This window comes from Planctomycetia bacterium (assembly GCA_015075745.1).
Classification (GTDB): Bacteria; Planctomycetota; Phycisphaerae; order UBA1845; family UTPLA1; genus UTPLA1.
Genome location: JABTTW010000002.1, coordinates 1039981 through 1060271 on the forward strand (window position 1 = coordinate 1039981; position 20291 = coordinate 1060271).

Here is a 20291-nt window from a genome sequence, read left to right on the forward strand (position 1 = left end):
AAGCCTGATCGGACAATGTACGGTAAGTATCGACTGGGGAATCGTCAATCGACGGCCCGTTTAAGCGGAGACGCGATTTGCTCAGGGGTGCTCAATCATCCGCCAAGGGGATTTCCTCAGTCTCTCCGACCTGGGGCGAGATGACGTGCGGCGCCGGCAATCGGAAATCGTGATTCGCCGATGCGGGCGATGCAACCGGTGCCACATCGAAAATCCGGCGAGCGCGGATGCCCGAAACAACATGCCGTCCGGGGCGTGTTTTCGCGGGCCTTCGATCTTCGATGTTGAGCCTCTTGTCCAAGCTCGCGCCGATGAGGTACCGAAACTGGGACTGACGAATGCACCACTTTATCGTAAAGGCCACGCGGATCGGCTTGTCGCACATGTTTCGATATGAAACATAACCCTTCGTGCCGACGCTGATCGCCTTGTCATAGATGACCGAGAAACCTGCGAGTGATATGTCAACTAACGGGCACTCGACCTGCATACTGCCGCCGCAATTCGCGTCTGGCTCAAGCAGCACCCAGACTCCCTCGATCGACTTTCTGGCTTCCTTGCGATGGCTGCGCACCGCGCGGTCAGTGGGATCGGCGGTAATTCGCGATCCCTTTTCTTCGCGCAGGCTATCCTGGACCTCCAGCGTGGTTGCCCCGTTGTTGGGCTCCAGTGGGATGAGGCAATCATTGGGTGAGGAATTTTCCGTGCCATCGTCGCCGAGCCGGATCGGTTCCTCCGCCATTGTTTCACCCCCAATCGGTACGCAATCGCCATCGAGACTCGACGGGTGCACAGCATCGGCTCATCGGTCCGAGCGGTTGCGGACTTCCGATTAGCCGCTTCAGGTCCGAAAATTAGTGAAAGTTCTGAACACTCCCCAAGGTACGTTCTGCGGATAACATTCAGCGACATTGGTGGGCAGTGGACAGCAGTGAAGGAGTTCGGCGTGTCGTATACAGATTTGAGGTCATTCGTGGACGCCCTGGAGAAGGCGGGTCAACTGAAGCGAATTCGCGCAGAAGTTGACCCGCTCCTGGAGATTACTGAAATCGCGGATCGTGTGAGCAAGTCGCCCTGTCCGGAGGGATTGCACGTCGCGCCGAAAACCGATCCAGTTCACGGCGGCACCGGAGGACACGCGCTTATGTTCGATCGCGTAAAGGGGAGTAGCATTCCCCTGGCAATCAATCTCTTCGGCAGTTACGCACGAATGCGCATGGCACTGGGCTGCGAGGATTTTGAGAGTCTGGCTGCCAAGGTACAGAAGCTCATCAAACCGGAACCGCCGACCTCGTTTATGGAAAAGATGAAGATGCTTCCGGAGCTTGCGAAGATCGCGGGCTTTGGACCGAAGGTCGTCAAGCGCGGCATCTGCCAGGAGGTGGTTCACACGGGCGATGCAGACCTACTGGCACTGCCGATCATCAAATGCTGGCCCCACGATGGCGGAAGCGATGAAGATGTCATCGTTGGGCGGAAACGGGCGGCGATGAATTCCGCGGCCCTAAGCTCGGGGTCCCAGGACGCTGCACAAGGTCGATTTATCACGCTGCCGGGAATCTACACGACTGCTCCCGACGGCAGCGAGCCGAACATCGGCATGTACCGCATCCAAGTCACCGGCGCTAAGTCCGCGATATTCCATTGCCACATGCACCATGATGGAGCGCGGCACCACCGAATGTGGGCGGCGGAGGGCAAGGACATGCCGGTCGCCATTGTCCTCGGAGGCGAAAGCGTCCTGCCCTATGCGGCCACCTGCCCCCTCCCGCCGAATGTCAGCGAGCTACTTTTCGCCGGATTCCTTAACGATGGGGGCATTCCACTTGTTCCGGCAAAGACGATTCCGATCAACGTGCCGGCAAACGCGGAGATTGTCATCGAGGGCTTCGTGAGTGCGCGGGAAACCGCCCGCGAGGGTCCCTTTGGGGATCACACCGGTTTCTACAGCCTCGCGGATGAGTTTCCGACGCTTCGCGTTACGGCCGTCACGCATCGGGAGAACCCCATTTACCCGACCACCATCGTCGGCCTGCCGCCGATGGAGGACTACTACATGGGCAAGGCCACTGAGCGCATCTTTCTGCCGCTGCTCCAGATGCTTGTGCCGGACATCGTCGACTACAACCTGCCGCAATGGGGCGCCTTTCACAACTTCTGCTTCGTCAAGATTCACAAGGAGTACCCTCTCCAGGCACGCAAAGTCGCCAGCAGCATCTGGGGCGCCGGGCAGATGATGTTCAGCAAGTTCATCGTCATCGTCGACAACGACGTTGACGTCCACGATGAACAGGCAGTCATGTTCGCGGTTGGCGCAAACGTGGATCCGCGACGCGATACGTTTATGGTGGACGGCCCCATGGATATTCTCGACCACTCCGCGCCCTATCTTGCCGCAGGAAGTAAAATGGGCATCGACGCGACTCGCAAGATTCCCGGCGAAGGCATTGTGCGCGACTGGCCCCAACGACTCGTTATGTCTGACGAGATTCGCGGGCTCGTCGACAGACGGTGGCGCGAGTACGGAATCGACGAATGATTGAGCGACACAGTTTGGAGGCAGCCAGAGAAAAGTTGCCGGTGCCCGCAAGCCCGCTGCACCTTTGCCCGAACTGCGATTACAACCTCACCGGTCTTGTTTCGAGGCGGTGCCCTGAGTGTGGGGACAGTTTCACACTTTCAGAAGCACGTCACCGGGCGATCGAGACTTCCGAGGAAGTTCAAAGTTTCGTCCGTGCCACCAAGTGGGACGGCGGGCGAAAGGCGCTTGGGATTGTGCTCATCGTTGCCTCGTTCGCCGTCATCAACTGGGTGCCCCCAGGCTCATTTGTGGTCGTAAGGCGATATGTAGGCGGCTTCATCACAATGGCGGGGGCAATGATGCTTTGGTTCATTCTCATTTCATTGGCCATTGGGGGCATTCTCCGGTTCTATTTCGAGGTTAGCTGGTCATCCGTTTTGCTTGCCATCGGTCTTTTTTGTGCCTGTGGTACGGTGATTCGTTTTCTGTAGCCGTGCCGCCGTTCATGTTTTTCACCATGTTTGGTTGCTTCCTCGCTGCCCGGATCATCGGCTAAAATACCCCGGCAATGGTCGACACCGCCTCGAAGCCCTTGGTATGGGATGAGTCCCGACTTTCCGATCCGCACGGTCAGCCCGACAAGGCTGCGCGTGTGCAGGCGATGTTCGATGCCATCGCTCCGACGTATGAGAAGGTCAACCGGTGGCTCTCGCTCGGACGGGATGCCTATTGGCGAAGGAGGGCTGTCGAGTTGGCCGCCGTCACAACCGCCGACCGGGTGATCGACCTTGCCTGCGGAACCGGGGACTTTGCCCGCGCCTTTGCCGCGGCACATCCCAATGGCGTCGTCGGCTGCGATTTCTCATCCGGGATGCTGAGGCGAGCCCAAAGCCGCACAGGCTCCGGCGGTAACAGTCAAATCGAATGGTTTCAGGCGGACGCACTTCATCTGCCATTTGCGAATGAGTCGTTTGACATCGCGAGCTGCGCGTTTGGTGTCAGAAATCTTCAGGACTTAGGACTGGGCTTCTCCGAGGCATATCGCGTTCTGCGTCCCGGAGGCCGATTCGTGATACTCGAGTTTTCGACGCCGCGAACGCCGCTACTTGGCGGGCTATACATGTTCTATCTGTCCCGCGTTCTTCCCAGACTGGCAACACTGATCAGCCACGACCGGTCAGGCGCGTACCAATATCTTCCAGCATCGGTCTCCACTTTTGTGGACGCGGAAGGGATGGCAAAGCGCCTGACCGCCGCCGGATTCGCCCGAGTCGAGCATCATCGGCTGACGCTGGGCGTGGTCACGATTCACCTGGCTTGGAAGTCGTGATGAGCGATGTTCCGTTTACTTCGCAGCCTCAAGAAGCGCCCACGCACTTCGTAGACGTTTGGTCACGGACCGCGCCGAAGTATCGCCGCCGCGCCGTTCTCATGCTGTGCCTGCTCGCGCTGCTCTTCGCAGGCCTCTGCTGCTTCATGTTCTGGCTTCGGACCGGGGCCTATGCACCCTGGCTGTACTCCGGCTATGCCGAACTGATGTATCGTTCCTTCAACCCTTCCGGGCAGGAGCAGGTCACCCTTTCGCAATTCCTGCTTTTTCCAATCAGCGTTGATGCGGTGCCGATCCACAGCGTCATCGTTGGGCTCCTGTTCGCATCGACCTGTTCGATTCCGATCCTCGTGGCGATCCTCTATCGCCTGCCTTTCTCGATCCTATTTGCGGCCATGGTAATTTTCCTCGCCGCCATGCCGTGGCTTGGCTTGACGGTCCTGTTCGGCTGCGTGCTGGCGTCGCTTCCCAGGTTCAGGTTTTCTTTTCGCTTCGCGTCGGCACTGCTCGGCCTTGTCCCCGTCGGAATCTACTTTGTCTCCGCCTCGTGGGAACCTGCGGGGTCCAGCGGCGTGCCCATTGAGAATAAGGCACTGATGTACGCGCCGTGGGTGCTGGCGATCCTCACTTCCTGTGTCATCTGCGCACTGGCGCTGGCGATTGCCCGATTGATTGACTATCGCCCGGGTGGTGTCCCGCCTGTGCTGGCCGTTGTCTTCGCCGTTCCCGTGGTGCTGTTTCACACGCAGGTCGGGCGGGACGAGCTGGAGTTTCGCATACTTGAGCACGATCTCGGCCGGCGAAGCGCCCGCATGTTTGCCCCGATGGACATTTCGTCAGAAGCGCACCGCCTCGCCACCAATGACTGGGGTTCCCACTCAGAAGACTCATACGAGGCCATCTATCGAGAATGGTTGAAGAAAGTGGCGAAGCGAGTCGTCGTCAAGGCCGAAGACGATCGGGCCTGGGCAATCGTGCGATGTGACGAATTCCTAAGGAATTTTCCGTGGTCTCGGTATGCGGCCCCGGTGAATTTCCTTAAGGGCCAGGCTCAGGATGCGAGAATCAACCATGCGAGGTTTTCAAGAGACTGGTGGCTTGAGTTTCGCGTAGATCTGCCGAGTGTGTCATCGCGTCATACCTGGAGATCGATCGAGCAGGGATACGCCGACTCGTCCCTCGCAGCGGTCGCCGCCTACAAGCTCGCCATCCTTGAGGCTCAGGGCGGACGGCTCAATGAGGCCCTCCAACTGCTCGAGCCGCTGATTCAACCTGCTGAGCCGGCGACTTCTACTCGCCCTGCCATCGGACCGCAACTGCGTCAGTCGGTTTTTCAAAAGGCCGACCCCTCCGCCGGACTCGGCGTCAACTTAAAGCTCGTCCGGCTCCAGGCGAACAGGCTCCATGAAATGATCTCTACATGCCTGCCAGATCCGGTGACTCAATATTCAAGGATTTTCGTAACGCCTTCGTGTGATGTTGATCAGATGGTTCATCCGCTCCAACTCATGCTTCGATTCGACACGACTTCGCCGATGTACCGCGAGAACCTCGTCGCGCTGATTGCCGCCTTTCCGCATTCAATGACAGCGGACTACGCTCGCATCCGAATCGAGGTGTTGGAAAGGGCTATCAGCAGGCGCATCATCGGACTTCGCCAGACCGTGGAAGACTTGCGGGATCGCCCGGCGGTCGCGGAGGCCCGCATGCGCCTGGCGGAGGTCTTACAGGAAGACTCGCTGGTCGCCGAAGCCCGCGCAGTGCTGACAGAATTAACTACTTTACAGCCCGATAGCTGCTGGTCACTGGAGGCCAAGGAACGACTTGCCTCCCTGTCCATGATGCAACGAGAATCGCAAGCTGAATCGGAATAGTGACCCATGTCTAAGCAAATTGTTGTTGCTGTTAGTGGTGCAAGTGGTGCGCCGTATGCCGTTCGGCTGATCAAATCGCTGGTCGAGGGTGGGGCTCACGTCCACCTGGTCATTTCCCCGCACGGTCGGCAGCTCTTCGTCGATGAACTCGAAATCTCCGACCCGACCCCACAGGTATTGGTTGGTGAGGCCCTGGCCTCCTCGATTACCGCATACCCATATCGCGATGTAGGGGCCAAGCTTGCCAGCGGGTCGTTTCTCACGGACGGCATGATTATTTGTCCGTGCAGCAGCAATACCCTGGGCGACATTGCCTCGGGCACGGGCGCGAATCTCATCTCCCGGGCCGCCGCCGTCCACCTCAAAGAAGCACGCCGACTTATTCTTGTACACAGGGAGATGCCGATTTCGCAGATCGAGTTGGAGAACATGCTCCGAATCAGCCGCGCAGGTGGTATCATCTGTCCCGCATCACCGGGGTTTTATCTGCGACCGAAGTCGGTGGATGACCTCGTGGATTTCGTAGTCGGAAAGCTCTGCGACCTGCTGGGCGTGCCGCACCAGCTCAACACGCGATGGGTGCCGAAGCGCAGTCCGCACGTTCAGGGATGACAATGCCGCGCCCGTTCGCGAGCTATGCATACCGGAAAGGAAACATGACCCACAAAGAGCTCGCCGAGCGAATTCGCTCCGTCGCCTATCTGGAGGGAGACTTCACGCTCCGCTCAGGAAAAAAATCGACGTTCTACGTCGACAAGTATCTCTTCGAAACTCAGCCAGACATCCTCGCCGAACTAGGTCGGCTGTTTGCCGGGAAGGCCTCCCCACAGACGACACTCATCGCCGGCGCGGAACTCGGCGGTGTCGCCCTCGCGGCAGCGGCGGCAATGGCGGCCAGTCTGCCATTCGTCATCATCCGCAACGCCAGGAAGGATTACGGCACGGGCAAGATGTACGAAGGGCGCATCAATCCAGGCGACGTCGTGTTGCTCGTTGAAGACATCGCTACCACCGGCGGCCAGGTCCTGGAGGCCGCCAAAACCATTAGCGAGGCGGGTGCGACGGTGGAGAAAATCGTCGCAGTGGTCGATCGCGGCCAGGGAGCCGGGCAAAACATCCGTGCAGCAGGGTTTGCATTCGAATCTCTCTTCGACGCCGCCGACCTGCGCCTGCCGACGCAGTGACCGGGTTCCCCAAAGCTTGCAATCGACCGCATTGGATTCGTATAATTAATGGTTGATTCATGGCACTGAATCAATGATCGGTGCCGAAGAATCGGGCCTAAAGGAGGCAATCAATGCGGCCAAGACTTGGTATACTCGCGCTGATTCTTATCGCATCTAGTTCTTATCCTGTTCCGACCACCGCGTTGCAGTAGCCTCCGGGTCAGCACACACACTGAATCATCCCATACTTGGTTGTTCGTTACACAAGTTAATAGAGGAGAATTGCCATGAAACCCCAGTGCTTAGTGCTCGTTTGTTTGTTTGTCGCAGTTGCCCTGCCGACTCCTTTGATGGGTGCGGGTGCGGTTTATTTCACCGCGGCATCCGCCTCACCTGCAGGAAGCGTCAGCCATCAGGGTGCCAGGGGCGAGGCCCTCGAATTGGAGTGTGACGTCAACTTGGCGTTTACATGCACGTGGGATATCTCCGGTTGGTATCAAAACGACGACGGCGGCGCATTTGGCTGGAGCCTTGACGTCGGAATCCTCGATCCGACCGTCTTTGGCAAGGCAACCGTTAGCAACATTGAAATCCCAATAAGCGAAGTCACGACCATAAGCCATCTCGTGGGAGCCAATGAACCCAATGGATTCCTCATCCACGGTGCCGCCGGCGCCAATTTATCAGGCCCTGGACCGGCTATCTGGAATGTCCTGAATTTCCGATTGACCAAGACCAAGGCAATGGGAGATCCTCAGGTTCTCGACATTTTTGGCGGCGTAGGTTTCTTGGAATTCGGAGGCAATGATCCCGAGGGGTTTGATTTCTATGAGATCATCCAGATTGGCCCCAACAGCCCGGCGGTTGGCATCTATGCCGGCACTTGGCCCTACGGGGCACTTCCGCTTCCTGTTATCACGGTGATGAACATTCCTGAGCCGGCTGCGATTGGGCTCTTCGGTAGCGGAGTCTTGTTACTGACGCGGCGTCGGAAGTGCAGAACGACTAGCCGTTAGGCCATCGCCGCTTCGGCGGGAATCAACTCAAGCTCGATCAAGGCGTTCAGCGCCGCCTTCTGCTCGGCGTCTTTCTTGCTCGGGCCCCAGGCGCTCTTGAAGCGACGGCCGCCGATGCAGACTGCAATCTCGAAGCACTTGGCGTGGTCCGGCCCTTTTTCGTCGAGGACCTCGTATGACGGCGTGTCGCCGCTGTTTTTCTGGGCAAACTGCTGAAGCTGCGACTTGTAGTTGTATTGATGCTCACTGGCGACCGCGGCGTCGATATAGCTGACCATGTGCTTGAGAATGAACTCCGACGTCCGCTCCAGGCCGGCGTCGAGAAACATCGCCGCAATGAACGATTCCAACGCGGCGGCCGAAAGCGAAGTCGGCAACTTCGATCGACCCGCGATTCCGTTTCCGAGAAACAAGAATTGAGGCAGGCCGATCTCCTCACTGATCTCACTGCACGTCTTGCGCGAGACAACCGACGACTTGATCTTGGTCAATTCCCCTTCGAGATACTCGGGGTACTTCTCGAACAAATACCGGCATACCACCATGCCCAGCACTGCGTCCCCAAGGAACTCCAGTCGCTCATTGCTTTGTAGGCGGGTCGTAGCGATGGAAGCGTGCGTCAGAGCTGACACAAGGAGGGTAGGGTCGTTGAACTGATAGCCAAGGGTCGCCTGGCAGCGCTCAAGCGCGTCGTTGTCCATAAAATCGACCTGCAACAGACTCCAGGCCGATGTCGAAAGCCGCGCGACCCTGCTGGGCATCGGGCGAGTTTCGGCATGAGCCTCGCCGGATGTAGCGGCCGAAGAGATGGACCGAGAACCACACCCGACATCTTCACTATACTCTTCGGTAGCCTTCGAGGTCAACTCCACTTACATTGATTCATATGAGCATCATCGAATCTACGTCCCCAACGGATACCCTGCCCTTCCTGACTGCCGACGTGCCCGCGATGCCCGGGGCCATCAAACGCCGCTATGAAGACTTCCTCGTCGAGGAGATCCCCGCTTACCAGCCCTGCGGCAGCGGCGACCACATCTATTTCACGATCGAAAAGCGCGGCCTCGCCACCATGAGAGCCATCCACGATATCGGCCGCGCACTCGGTGTTCAGTCACGCGACATCGGCTTGGCGGGATTGAAGGATGCCCGGGCAATCACCGTGCAGACGCTGAGCATTGAGCACATCGACCCCAAGAAAGTCGCGTCCCTCGACATTCCCCGCATTCGCGTCCTTTCGGTGAGTCGACATGGAAACAAGCTCCGGATCGGGCACCTGCGTGGCAATCGCTTTCGTATCAAGATGCGAGACTGCGACCCTGGGAGATTCGGTGATTTGGAGAGCGTTCTTGAGACACTCCGCAAGCGAGGTGTGCCCAACTACTTCGGCAGCCAGCGATTCGGCTCTCGTGGCGATACCGGCACGATCGGACGCGCCGTCCTTCAGCGCGACGCCGGACTTGTCATGGACTTGATGCTTGGCAAGGCCGGCCCCCATGACACCGGCGAGGTATTGCGCGCCCGACAGCTCTATGACTCTGGCGAATACGAGGCCGCCGCAAAGGCCTGGCCATATGGCTTCCGCGACAATGCCCGGGCATGCCGGGCCATGGCCAGATCCGGCGGCAAGCACAAGCGTGCCTTTCACGCGATCGACCAACGACTTAGAAAGTTCTTCGTCAGCGCTTATCAGTCCGAATTATTCAACCGATGCCTGGCCCAGCGGCTCGACCAACTCGATCGCGTGATGGAGGGCGATCTTGCCTTCAAGCACGAGAATGGTTCGGTCTTTCTGGTGATGGACGCCGCGGCCGAAGCGCCCCGTGCCGCATCGTTTGAGATATCCCCGACGGGCCCCATCTTCGGTGCGCGCATGACGTGCGCGCAGGGTGAGCCTGGGCGCGTCGAAAAGGCAATTCTCGACGCGGAGCAAATAGACCCTGACGATTTTCGAGCCGTTAAGGGCATGAAGATTCACGGCTCGCGCCGTCCGCTGCGATTCGCCATGGAGGATCTACGCATCGATCGTGGGAGCGACGATCACGGCGCTTACGTTGAGCTGGCATTTGCCCTCGACGCGGGCTGTTATGCGACGACGATCCTGCGAGAGATATGCAAGAACGACCTGCAGGAAGGGCTGAACACCGAAGGTGGAGTCGACCGTGACGCAGCAACCGCAGAGATCGAAGACTGATGCCTGCGACCAGTCAGAATTGATGCACCCAATAAAAAAGCCGGAAACCAGTACGGCTCGCGCCTACGGGCTTCCGACTTGAATGTTGGGGCCCACTCCACCCTGAAAGTCGATAGGCCTCAACCTTCCTCCGCCTCTTCACCATAGGCTAACGAATTAGAGCGGCAAAGTCAAAGTTTGAGGCGTCGAATTGACCGGGAAACACGGCTCTCCTGAGTCGCCAATGGCGATTCAGGGCGGTGATTTTTCATGCTCTGCGGCCGCCGTATCAGCCCCTTGAACTGACGGCGTGTTCTTCAGGCTGCCGCAGCTTTTGACGCAGTGTTTTGCGATCGATCCCCAGGATACGCGCCGCATGCGTCTTGTTGCCCTTTACTCGTCCCAGTACATTGCGAATGTGAACCAGCTCCGCCTGTGCAAGCGAGCAATCGGAATCCAGACTCGTCGCGGCCATCGAAGTCATCTGCGACTGTAGCTCAGCGGGACCGATCGACTGAGACGGGTGCTTAACAACAAGTTGGCGAAGAAGAATTTCCAACTCCCGTACATTGCCCGGCCAGTGATATTGCTGGAGCACCGAAATAGCCGCGTCTTCCAGCAATGGTGGCTTGCAGCCGTACTCCGCCGCGAGCTTTTTGATAAACCAATGGGCAAACGGCGCGATATCTTCCGACCGAGCCCTCAAAGGCGGCAGTTCCAGACGCACGGTCGCAATTCGCTGAAGCAAATCGGATCTAACCAACCCCATCGCGACAAGTCGGTCCACCTCCGGGGATGCCGAGGCGATGATCCGGGTAGCTACCTTGCGAGGCGAGGCGATGTCGCGACCGCTCACGCGCCCGGTCTCAAGAAAATGCGCCAAGCTGGCCTGTACGGAAATGGCCAGCTCGGCAATGTCATCCAGAAACAAGGTGCCGCCCTCGGATGCTTCGATCAGGCCGCGACGGCCGTTGCCAAATAGCTCCGTCTCACCCAGTTGGCGAGGCAGCGAGGCGCAGTCAACCGCTACGAATGGACCACCGGCGAGTTGGGAAGAATAATGGACGGCTCGGGCGACACGCTCCTTGCAGGTCCCCTGTTCTCCCACAATAAGAATCGGCGATGTTCCGCGGGATGCAGCCGGAATGCGACAAAGTACGCCTCTGAACGCGGAGGATTTGCCGAATAGGCCCATTCCCTCAAAAAAACCTTCGTCCGGAAGAATAGCCGAGTTCGATTCACACATAGGAACAAGTCGGCGCTCGCCTTCTTTGCGAATTTCGGTCATCGCCTTGCCTCCCAGAATAAGGGACCTTCCGTGCTCATGGTTCGTCTTGTGAGACTCGTGTCAGCCGCAACTGGGTTGGTCGATCCAAGACCCGAACCGGACTCGATTTCCGCCAGGAACGACACAATCTGGTTTCACGGCCAGTCTGGTCTGACAGTCTCCACTGAGCAGATTTAAGCAAGACTCGTACCAGACCTGGATCGCACCCTAATGCCTGGAAAATGACAATCGGCCCTGGGGCGATGGCCGCGATGGGGATTTTTTCGCCGCCAGACTCGGGTTATTCCGGGGTTGCGCTGCTGTTGGCCTGGTGAGGGTTCATAGAGAGTCGCCGCCAGCGAGCGAGGCCGAAATGGGGGAACCGATCCCACCGAACGTCACCCCGAAGGGCACCGTACAACGCGACGGTCAGACAAAACGAGAAAGGCTCCGCCCAAGCAAGCTGGACGGAGCCTTTCGAATGATCATAAGTCAGGACTAGATAGCCAAGCCAGATCGAATCATGCCCCAAAAAAGCGACCTGAAGCCTGCCGCGCGGGTTGCTCCAATTGAGCACCACCGCCGAGCAACGCCCCGAAATCGCCGGCACAGGGCCGGGGTCAATCAGCGGCGGCGGCGGAGGCAAACAAGGCCGCCAAGGCCAAGCAGAGCCAGCGTCGCGGGCTCGGGAGTCGGGTACTCGCTGAGGACGAAGGCGACATCATCGCCGCTCAAATCGACTGAAATCACCATTTCGCCAGCTCCCGCACCGGGGAAGAATGACGAATTGTTGAATACGATTCCGCCATCAGCCCAGAAGTCCGTTGCCCGGCTCGGATTGCCGCCAAAGACATTGCTGGGGTCCATGAACATGCTGTTGGCGAACGGATTCATGCTGAAACCGCTGGAGTCAATGGTATCGAACCAGACGTTGCCGCCCGTTCCGACCGTCATGTGATAGTCGGTCCAGTCCGTGCCGGTTTGATTCGTGACCGATTCGTCAAGGATCACGATATTCGGGACCGTGTCAGCATCGTCGGCTATCTGCCGGAAGATGATGTCCAGGCCCGGAAAATTGCCATTGGGCAGCGGGGGCTGCCTGAAATCCTTCGAGATTTCAATGGCGATGAAATCGCACACCGTGCGGGTATTGCAATCGGCATCGACATTGATGCTCACAGCTGAAGGATCGCCGATATCAGCCTCCCAACCGCCGCCCAGTACGACGGTCATGCCCGCCTGGGCGACAGAGGAGATAACCAGCAGGCAAGCAAAGGCCGAGCAGGCTGTCACAAGCGTTCGCGTCTTCATTCTTCCATCTCCTGACTTCATCTTATTCACTGGCCGGACCAGAGACTAAACTTCGTTCCCCATTCGCACGCATCGATAATCGACAACTCGGTCGCCGATTTCTGCCTCCAGTACGAAAATCGAGGCCCCTTGGCCGGGGGCAGAACCGGCCAAGGGCTCGAATGTCAACTAAATCACTGGCGCTGAGCGCCCGTGGCCTGAACAGGTCCGTTCCTTCGGCTGGAACCTGTTCCACCACCCGGGGCACAGCTGACGTTCAACGTGTAGCTGCCCGTCGTGCCGTTGAAACCTGAAACACGGATGTAGTAGGTCGTGCCGTTGGTGACCGAGAGCGTAGCACGTGACTGCAGCTCATTGCCGCCGACTCCGTCGCAGTTGAAGTCGTCGTTGCAGGCGAGCTCCGTACCGCCGGTGCAGGCGCTGAACACGGCAATCGTCGTGTCGAACGCGCTACCGCACAGGTCGAACGTCGCGGTTCCGGTGCAATCCGCCGTCCAGCAGTGCCAGACGTCGATTGTATCGTTAAACGCACAGGTGGTGATGTCCGTGCCCGTGGCTCCCTCCGTCGTTCCGTTCACCGGAACGCCCGTCGTCACCGTCGAGCAGTTCTCGCATTCGTCGTTCTGCGGCAGACACGCCGTGGATGAACAGGCAACGCCGTCACCGAGGTAGCGTCCCGCTGACGCGGCACAATCGCTCGGCGTCAAAGTGACACAATCAAGGCCGAGGCAGCAGCCGCCGGAGATCACGATTCCGTCAAGGGTCGGCCACTCCTTCAGAGTGAACGAGACTCGAGCAGCACCGCTTAGATCGACACCGATCTGAATCGGAGCAGCACCGCCGCCCGGCTGGAAGAGGCCGCCGTTCGGAACAACGCCGTTGTAAGCACTGATTTCCTTGGCCTGATTGTTGGCCGGGCTATCCAGGAACTTGCTGAACAGCTTGCTCTGGAACGGTAGGACGCTGAAGCCCGACGCACTTACGTCAAACCAGGCATCCGGACCGTCGAACAGCAACCAATGGAAGTCGAGCCAATCGACACCCGTCTGATTTGTAATATTCTCCGACGTGATGACGATCGTGTTGGCCGTCTGCGAATCAGGACAGACCTGCACGAAGTCGATCAGGATCGCAGGAACAAGGCCACCGAAGCCCGGGGGCTCCTTAAAGAGCTTGTCGAGCGTGATCGTCGCCCGGTCAGCAGCGGTATCAACGTCAACGACGTTAATGTTGACGTTGGCCGGGTGAGACACGCTGGCGCACCAGCCCGAGAAGTCACCGGCGCCATCGACGATGGCAATGGTGCCCGGCGGGCACGTCTCGCACGGCTCCATCACACAAGGCGAAGTGCCGCCCGAGGTGAAGTGCAGCGACCAGGAATCAAGCGTACCGGTATCGGCGGCGCCATTGTCACTGATCGTCAGAATCCACGGACCGGCGGCCGGCATTCCGTCGAACGCGCTCAGCGGGTTATTCGGAATGTAGTTTGGCGGTGAGGTCGCGCTGGGAACACATCGATCCTCGATCGGGAGGGTCCCCTCGTCGTCGAGAATGATGTTGTTGTAGTTGTTCTCGCCGCAACCGAACGGCGAACCGCTGTGGCAATCATTAAGACCGTCACCCGGCCGCAAGATCAGGTTGACCGACGTTGCACCGTGAGTCAGGGTGACACAGAAGTCACCGATGAAAGTGTGAGTTGCACTGAGGTCAACATTAACGTCCTCCACCGTGAAGGTGTCGGGCACGTTTATGGTGCTGCTGATACCAGCGGCATTGTTGTCCGGAATCGCCTGACCAACGGCCAGATTGTACTCGCGGTTCATACCACCGACGAGGGCACAATCGGTGCCGTCACCGAGGTAGTCGCCGCCGACGGCCGCACAGTCATCTTCCGTTCGAATGACGCAGATGCCGTCTATACAGCACCCGCCGACCGCGGCACAGATCACAGTTGCCGTGCAGGGAATGCCATTGTCGGTGAGGGTCAACTCAAACGCACCGGTGGCTCCGCCGAAGCCCTGAACCAGGATGCGATAAAGGGCGCCGTTCTGTGAGCACCAGGAAACTTGAGACTGGAGTCCACAGGAGTCATCGTTGCCGGCAACGCAGGTCAGGTTGTTGCACGGACCACAGTACACATTCAGCTTCGAGTCGTATGACGTACCCGTGCAGGTCGAAGCCGTTATCGTGTTGCCCGTTCCGATCACGGTGTACCAGACGCCGGGGGCGCCGATGCTCGTACCGCAAAGCGGAGCAGTATCGATGCTGGTGCCGACCGTCGTGCCCGGCGTGACTGATGGAATGGCAAGCGGGCCAACCGGTTCATCACAAAGGTCGCCAGGAGGCGCTTCCGGACACGGGCAGGTCAGATCAAGCGTAATGGCGCCCGTGTCAGCCCCGCTGAACGAAGCAGCCTGGATGTAGTAAGTGTTGCCGACGGTGAGGCCGGTGACACAAAGCGAAGAGCCAAGGCCCAATGGACCGCAACTGGCGTCATCGTTACAGGTAAGCTCAGTGAGATTGCCGCAAGTGCCGCTGTAAACGGCCAGCAACGTATCCGTCGCGCCGCTGTTGCAGAGGCTTACGAAGGCCTCGGTATCCGTGGCCACGAAGGTGTACCAAAGCGTGCCGAAGCCCTGCTGCGGGCCGAAGAACGCACAGCTAAAGAGCGGGTCATTGACGTCCGTGGTGGCGGATGAATTGTCCGTACTGACGGAACTGTTGCAGGCGATCAACTGTGCCATTGCACACTCGTCGTTGTCCGGCGGCGGCGGTGCACAGGTGGAGTCATCGCCGAGTGCCAGGTTCAGACAGAACGCCAAATCGGGCCCGTTCTCGGCATCACTTGCGTCATAGCCATTGAGCGGACCTCCGTCCTGCACCAACCGACCATTGCCGGTCGTACCATCATCGATTCCCCAGAACCATGAGCAGCTCGATGAGTTGAGGTTGGTGATCTCGATCCAGTAGCACGTTCCGGCACTGACAGGGACAGCCGCGTGGCTGGCGCTGTACTCGTATTCCGGAACGAGACCGGCGATCAAATTGCCCGTCGGGAACTTCGGACTGACGGTCAACGTAGCGCCCGACTGGCTGAACGTCGCAAGGAGTGCACCCGGCAGATTGCTGCCGTTATCGGCATAATACCTGACCTCGAAGGCGTCAGGACCGGTCCCACTGCAATCGCCCGCGCCGTCGAAATAAGTACCCCAGAAGCAGATATCCGTGATGGAACCGTTCATGTCCGGCGTGAAGTCATCCGCCGCTGTAAAGATACCGCGCGTGCTGTTGCGGGCATCCGAAAAGTCTCGAGTGTGGCAGTTCGCCGCAGGCTGGTTGCATGGGGCCACGCCAAGGCAAGCGATGCTAAAGGAACCAACTCCCGGGGCTGCTCCGGGGTAATTGCCAATTCGGATCAGGTAGTTCTGACCGCTCGTTGCGGTAAAGGTCACACTCGACTGAAGACCACAGGCGTCATCGTTACACGCGATGAGCGTTGTGTCGTCGATCGGACAGGAGAGGCCGTTGTAGACCGCCATCTTGGTATCTACACCAGTAAGTCCGCAGGTCTGCATCTGGACGCTGCCGTTGCAATTCGCCGTCCAGCAGAACCAGACGTCGTTCTCGATCTGGTCCTGGCCGAAGAAGAAGCATGCCGCATGGACCGGGCCGTCCGTCGTTGCGCCGCTGTTGTCGAAGGCAAACGTGCCTTCGCCGACGATCGCACTGCAATCGCCGCAATTATCATTCGTTGCCGGCGGCGGCAGGCAGGCTGCCGGATCGCCAAGGGTGACATCGAGACAAACCGCGAGATCGACACCGAAGAGAATGTCCGCGGGAGAGTAGCCGCCGGGTGACCCTGCGTGCTGAACTGCACGACCACTACCTGGAGGTGCAATTTCCCAGAACCATGTGTTGCCCGTAGTGCCGTTGGTGATTTCGACCCAGATACACTGACCGCCGGTCACGGCTACAGCCGCGTGCGAACCGGTATAGCCAAACTCGGGGACAATGCCGGCAATCTGATTGCCGGTATCAACGGGACCGCCGACAGTGAGCGAACCCAGCGCCTGGCTGAAGCACGCAATTGCGGCGCCGGGGAATCCACCGGCATCCGCGTAATAGCAGATTTCGAAAGAGTCCGCCGAAGTGACGCCACTCTGGTAGGTTCCCCACCAGCAAAGGCCGGTGATGTTACCGCTTGACGCAGGAACCAAGTCTTCCGCGGTGGTGAAGGCACCACGAGTGCTGGTCCGCGCATCGGAAAAATCGCGGCCCTGGCAATTGCCGGCGGGCTGCATGCAAATTTCCATCGCGGGAGGCAGACAGGTCACACTAAACTGACCAACTCCACCACCAGCACCAGGGTAGTTACCAATGCGAATCAGATAGGTCTGGCCGTTGACCGCGGTGAACTGAACGCGGGATTGAAGGCTGCAAGTGTCATCATTGCAGGCCAGCAATTCGGCGTCGGTCGGCGGGCAAACATTGCAACTGCTGTAGACCGCGATTCGGGTATCGACCGTTGTCAGACCGCATGTCTCAACTCGAACAGTGCCGTCGCAATCAGAGGTCCAACAGTACCAGATATCGCCTTCGATTTGGTCCTCGCTGAAAGAAAGGCAAGCCGCATGCGGGTTGCCGTCAGTCGTCGCTGCGCTGCTGTCAAAATTGTATGTGCCGGCGCCGCTAATTGCCTCGGCCATGGTGCAGCCATCGCTGCCTCCCATTCCACCGCCACGCGGTCCGGCCGTCGGATTGCTTTGTCCGCTTTCTGCCTGACCTGCGGCCTTGTTAGTCTGTAGTTGAGAAAAATAGTCAGAGATGTTCAGAATCGGAGAAGCGCCCTGCTCAATCGTTACCGGGTTACTCCCGGCAATTGTGGACATCTTAGGCGAATCGGCCGCGGGAACCGGCCGGAAAGCAGACTTACCACTTTCAATAACGTGGGCACTTGTCTTTGTGCCAAGATCGACCTGGACGGAAACTGTCGCCACCTCTGGGAGGACGACGGTTGTGACGGAAGCTCCCAGACCAGGATGCTCCACATGCAGCGATAGCTTGGTGTCGCTCGTGCTTACATAGCGACTGCCATCGGATGCCGGCAGCAACTTGATCAATTGGCCGTTGACCTCGTAGGCCACCGATGCGGACTGAGCGTCTGCGCCGGAAAGTACAACCCGGACGGTCTTCGGTACTTCCGCAAATGAGACTCCAGCACTAATCGCAAAGCAACAAATCCATGTGGTGAATGCCCAGCCAATCCGTGAATTCCGTCGCAGCATTGTCGTCTCCCTTTCCTTGATTCCGAAACCTGTATGAGGGAATCACGAGTTAGCCCGAAAGTACTGCATGAGTCCATGCAGCACGGCGAAAAAAGCGGCGTTTGGAATGCTCTTCTCCCTCCGGCCACTATCGAGCTTACGTGTAGGTCCCTTCCTCCGTTTTGCTCTCACCGTTGCCCGGGTCCACTTTGATCCGTTGCTCCGTGCAGAAGCAAATTGGAGCACAGTGAAACCCGTTCCCTCCCATTGCAAAGGCACAATGGGGCAACATAGCGCCCAGTATCATCAAATCGGGTGATGAAAGTCAAGGAATCCGGACCCTATTTACTCGGAATCTGTGCCCATTCATCCGGCAAATGTGCGAAAGCAATCATTTTTGATAGGTTATTAGGGGGTGCCTGAGCCTGGTGCCCGGTCTTGTCTGTTGGCGACCTTTCAGGCCGCTGCCGGGTTTTCGAACAAGACCGAATAGCTGATTCTGGCAGTAATCTTCGCCCTTTGTCAGGTCCCGGAATTCACAACCTACGCTAATCACGAAGATTATGCTGAATCTCCGACGGATCAACGCCGTCCATGATTCCGAACTCTGACAATTCTTGAAAAGGAGTGGTGAATCGTTGGCCGATCGCCTCCGGCAATGTGGATGGAAGATGTCCGGAACCCGATGCCTGGTTTGCGGGAAATCAACTTTCGAAGAGACTGCGGCTCATCGGTTTGAAAAACATCGAAACGCCGGACTGGGCTGATTCCCCTATTACACTCTGCAGATTCGACGCAAGATCGTCCGTGCTGCCCAGTTCGACGGCCAGGCCCTCCGCGATTTGTTGAATGTGAACGACTAGTTGATCCAGAAGTGCACCTACAACCTCATCGGGGTTGGGACACAGCGCGCCGACCTGCTTAAAAAGGCGATCGACCGCTTCCATTTCAGTTCCGAACAAAGCAAGCTCCGAACAAGTCACCGCGGCAGAGACGATGCGACAAAACTTCACCTCGTTTTCCTGTCCATCCAGATCAGAGTCGGCTTCGTGATGACATCGAACGGCATTGATAACCGACGGATCCAGCTTCCAGTCCGCGAGGATTGCCGACCCGACTTCAGAATGGGTGACGCCGATCACCCGACGCTCAATCCGCTCGATCATAGGTGTGAGCGACCCACCCAATTCGGACAGTACGGGCTTGTAATCATTGGAAATACCATACGCCAAGAGTCCGATGCCGATGTCGCACAGGAGCCCTGCAGTCCCGGCGTCCTCGGCCGCCGACGGCATGAGTTTGCTGCACAAGTCCCGAGCCGCGACGCTGGTGGCAAGCGCCGATTGCCAATACTTGCTGGCGTCAAAGCCCGGCGGACATGCCTTGCCCAGGCCGCTGACGACGTGATCGTTGATGATGGCGGCCCGGACGCGCTTGATGCCCAGTCGCACGCAGGCGTCTTTGACGCTTGAAGTGGCATGGGCCGTGGCATAGAGGGAGCTGTTTGCCTGGCGAAGAAGTTGTACGGTGAGGGCGCCGTCACGTTGAATCAGCTCTGCTACCGCGGTCAGGTTGCAATCGGGGTTCTGCGTCAGAGAGAGGATGCGCGAAACGGTCTGCGAGGGCGCCGGCACTCTGGGCGACTGGCGAATGGTCTTAAGGATTTGATCCTTGGATAACGAAGCCATAATCCGTCCGTCACTTCAGATTAGAGCCGTTTGTTGGCAACCCGCACGCACCGAAGTAACACAGCCAAACGGATCAAAGCTTGCTGCAAAAAACCCAACATCCCCGCGTAAGACAGCCCTCTGCCCCGGCGAGCCCCCGAACTTCCCCCCTAGTTATCTAACTTCGATTGCTCGAGGTATCGCCTGATCTCCGGTTGCTCCGGATTCAATTGCAACGAGCGATTCCATGAGTCCCAGGCCATTTTCCTCCATCCCGGACTCCTCTCGCGATGATACATCTTGATAAACGCCGTCCCAAGATTGGCGTGGCAATCAGCGTCGTTCGGCGTTTCGCTCAGCAGCCGGCGATAGATCGGGATCGCCCGAAGCGGGTCGCCGATCGAGTCGTAACACGCGGCCAGATTGAACATGGCTTCCGTGCTGGACGGATTCATTCGCAACGCTTCTTCAAAGGCGCCCATTGCGTGGGCGTATTGACCGCGCTGAATCATGTTCATCCCCGCCTCATAGGAATAGTAAAACTGATCGGTCCGCTGGGCGTCCGACAGATTGGCCGGATCGTCCGGTCGATCGACTTGTACTGGCGCTGAACCAGCAACGGTGGACGAGTCTGTCTTCGCGGTATGACAACCACACCCGATAGTCATCATCGTCGCTGCCATGACCAGCCGGCATATTGAA

Annotated in this window: 15 protein-coding genes; 8 read left to right on the forward strand and 7 right to left on the reverse strand. The window is 58.3% G+C overall.

Going from position 1 to position 20291, the window contains the following annotated elements:
* Nucleotides 1-91: 91 nt before the first annotated feature.
* Nucleotides 92-742, reverse strand: coding sequence for a PilZ domain-containing protein (locus tag HS101_17800; protein MBE7508120.1), 651 nt, complete (start codon nucleotides 740-742; stop codon nucleotides 92-94).
* 204 nt (nucleotides 743-946) lie between these two features.
* On the opposite strand from HS101_17800, the gene HS101_17805 reads away from it, so the two are divergent.
* The 7 genes from HS101_17805 (at nucleotide 947) to HS101_17835 (ending at nucleotide 7907) form a co-directional block, all read left to right on the forward strand.
* Complete coding sequence (locus HS101_17805) at nucleotides 947-2539, forward strand: UbiD family decarboxylase (GenBank protein MBE7508121.1); 1593 nt, start codon at nucleotides 947-949, stop codon at nucleotides 2537-2539.
* Nucleotides 2536-3012, forward strand: coding sequence for a hypothetical protein (locus HS101_17810; GenBank protein ID MBE7508122.1), 477 nt, complete (start codon nucleotides 2536-2538; stop codon nucleotides 3010-3012). The genes HS101_17805 and HS101_17810 overlap by 4 nt, the downstream gene beginning before the upstream one ends.
* 77 nt (nucleotides 3013-3089) lie before the next feature.
* A complete protein-coding gene (gene ubiE, locus HS101_17815) occupies nucleotides 3090-3851 on the forward strand; it encodes a bifunctional demethylmenaquinone methyltransferase/2-methoxy-6-polyprenyl-1,4-benzoquinol methylase UbiE (GenBank protein ID MBE7508123.1) in 762 nt (253 codons plus the stop codon).
* Nucleotides 3851-5725 (forward strand): hypothetical protein, encoded by a 1875-nt coding sequence (locus tag HS101_17820; GenBank protein MBE7508124.1) that lies wholly within the window; start codon nucleotides 3851-3853, stop codon nucleotides 5723-5725. Before ubiE ends, HS101_17820 begins: the two co-directional genes overlap by 1 nt.
* Nucleotides 5726-5731: 6 nt before the next feature.
* Complete coding sequence (locus tag HS101_17825; protein ID MBE7508125.1) at nucleotides 5732-6337, forward strand: UbiX family flavin prenyltransferase; 606 nt, start codon at nucleotides 5732-5734, stop codon at nucleotides 6335-6337.
* A 44-nt stretch (nucleotides 6338-6381) separates the two neighbouring features.
* Nucleotides 6382-6909 carry an orotate phosphoribosyltransferase gene (gene pyrE / locus HS101_17830; GenBank protein MBE7508126.1) on the forward strand — a complete coding sequence of 176 codons (528 nt, stop codon included), beginning with the start codon at nucleotides 6382-6384 and terminating at the stop codon, nucleotides 6907-6909.
* Between the two features lie 269 nt (nucleotides 6910-7178).
* Nucleotides 7179-7907, forward strand: a complete 729-nt coding sequence (locus HS101_17835; protein MBE7508127.1) for a PEP-CTERM sorting domain-containing protein — start codon at nucleotides 7179-7181, stop codon at nucleotides 7905-7907.
* Here HS101_17835 and rnc read toward each other — a convergent pair.
* Complete coding sequence (gene rnc / locus HS101_17840) at nucleotides 7904-8608, reverse strand: ribonuclease III (GenBank protein ID MBE7508128.1); 705 nt, start codon at nucleotides 8606-8608, stop codon at nucleotides 7904-7906. The two genes, HS101_17835 and rnc, sit on opposite strands and share 4 nt — an antisense overlap.
* A 185-nt stretch (nucleotides 8609-8793) precedes the next feature.
* On the opposite strand from rnc, the gene truD reads away from it, so the two are divergent.
* Nucleotides 8794-10101: a tRNA pseudouridine(13) synthase TruD gene (gene truD, locus HS101_17845; GenBank protein ID MBE7508129.1), complete on the forward strand. Its 1308-nt coding sequence runs from the start codon at nucleotides 8794-8796 to the stop codon at nucleotides 10099-10101.
* 268 nt (nucleotides 10102-10369) lie between these two features.
* Here the strand turns inward: truD and HS101_17850 are convergent, their stop codons facing one another.
* The 5 genes from HS101_17850 to HS101_17870 form a co-directional block, all read right to left on the reverse strand.
* Nucleotides 10370-11368 (reverse strand): sigma-54-dependent Fis family transcriptional regulator, encoded by a 999-nt coding sequence (locus tag HS101_17850; protein MBE7508130.1) that lies wholly within the window; start codon nucleotides 11366-11368, stop codon nucleotides 10370-10372.
* Between the two features lie 603 nt (nucleotides 11369-11971).
* The gene (locus HS101_17855; GenBank protein MBE7508131.1) at nucleotides 11972-12658 is read right to left on the reverse strand and encodes a PEP-CTERM sorting domain-containing protein; all 687 of its coding nucleotides are present in this window, start codon (nucleotides 12656-12658) and stop codon (nucleotides 11972-11974) included.
* A gap of 173 nt (nucleotides 12659-12831) precedes the next feature.
* Nucleotides 12832-17547, reverse strand: a complete 4716-nt coding sequence (locus HS101_17860; protein MBE7508132.1) for a hypothetical protein — start codon at nucleotides 17545-17547, stop codon at nucleotides 12832-12834.
* 1079 nt (nucleotides 17548-18626) lie between these two features.
* Complete coding sequence (locus HS101_17865; GenBank protein ID MBE7508133.1) at nucleotides 18627-19610, reverse strand: HDOD domain-containing protein; 984 nt, start codon at nucleotides 19608-19610, stop codon at nucleotides 18627-18629.
* 149 nt (nucleotides 19611-19759) lie between these two features.
* Nucleotides 19760-20260 carry a tetratricopeptide repeat protein gene (locus HS101_17870; protein ID MBE7508134.1) on the reverse strand — a complete coding sequence of 167 codons (501 nt, stop codon included), beginning with the start codon at nucleotides 20258-20260 and terminating at the stop codon, nucleotides 19760-19762.
* Between the last annotated feature and the right edge of the window lie 31 nt (nucleotides 20261-20291).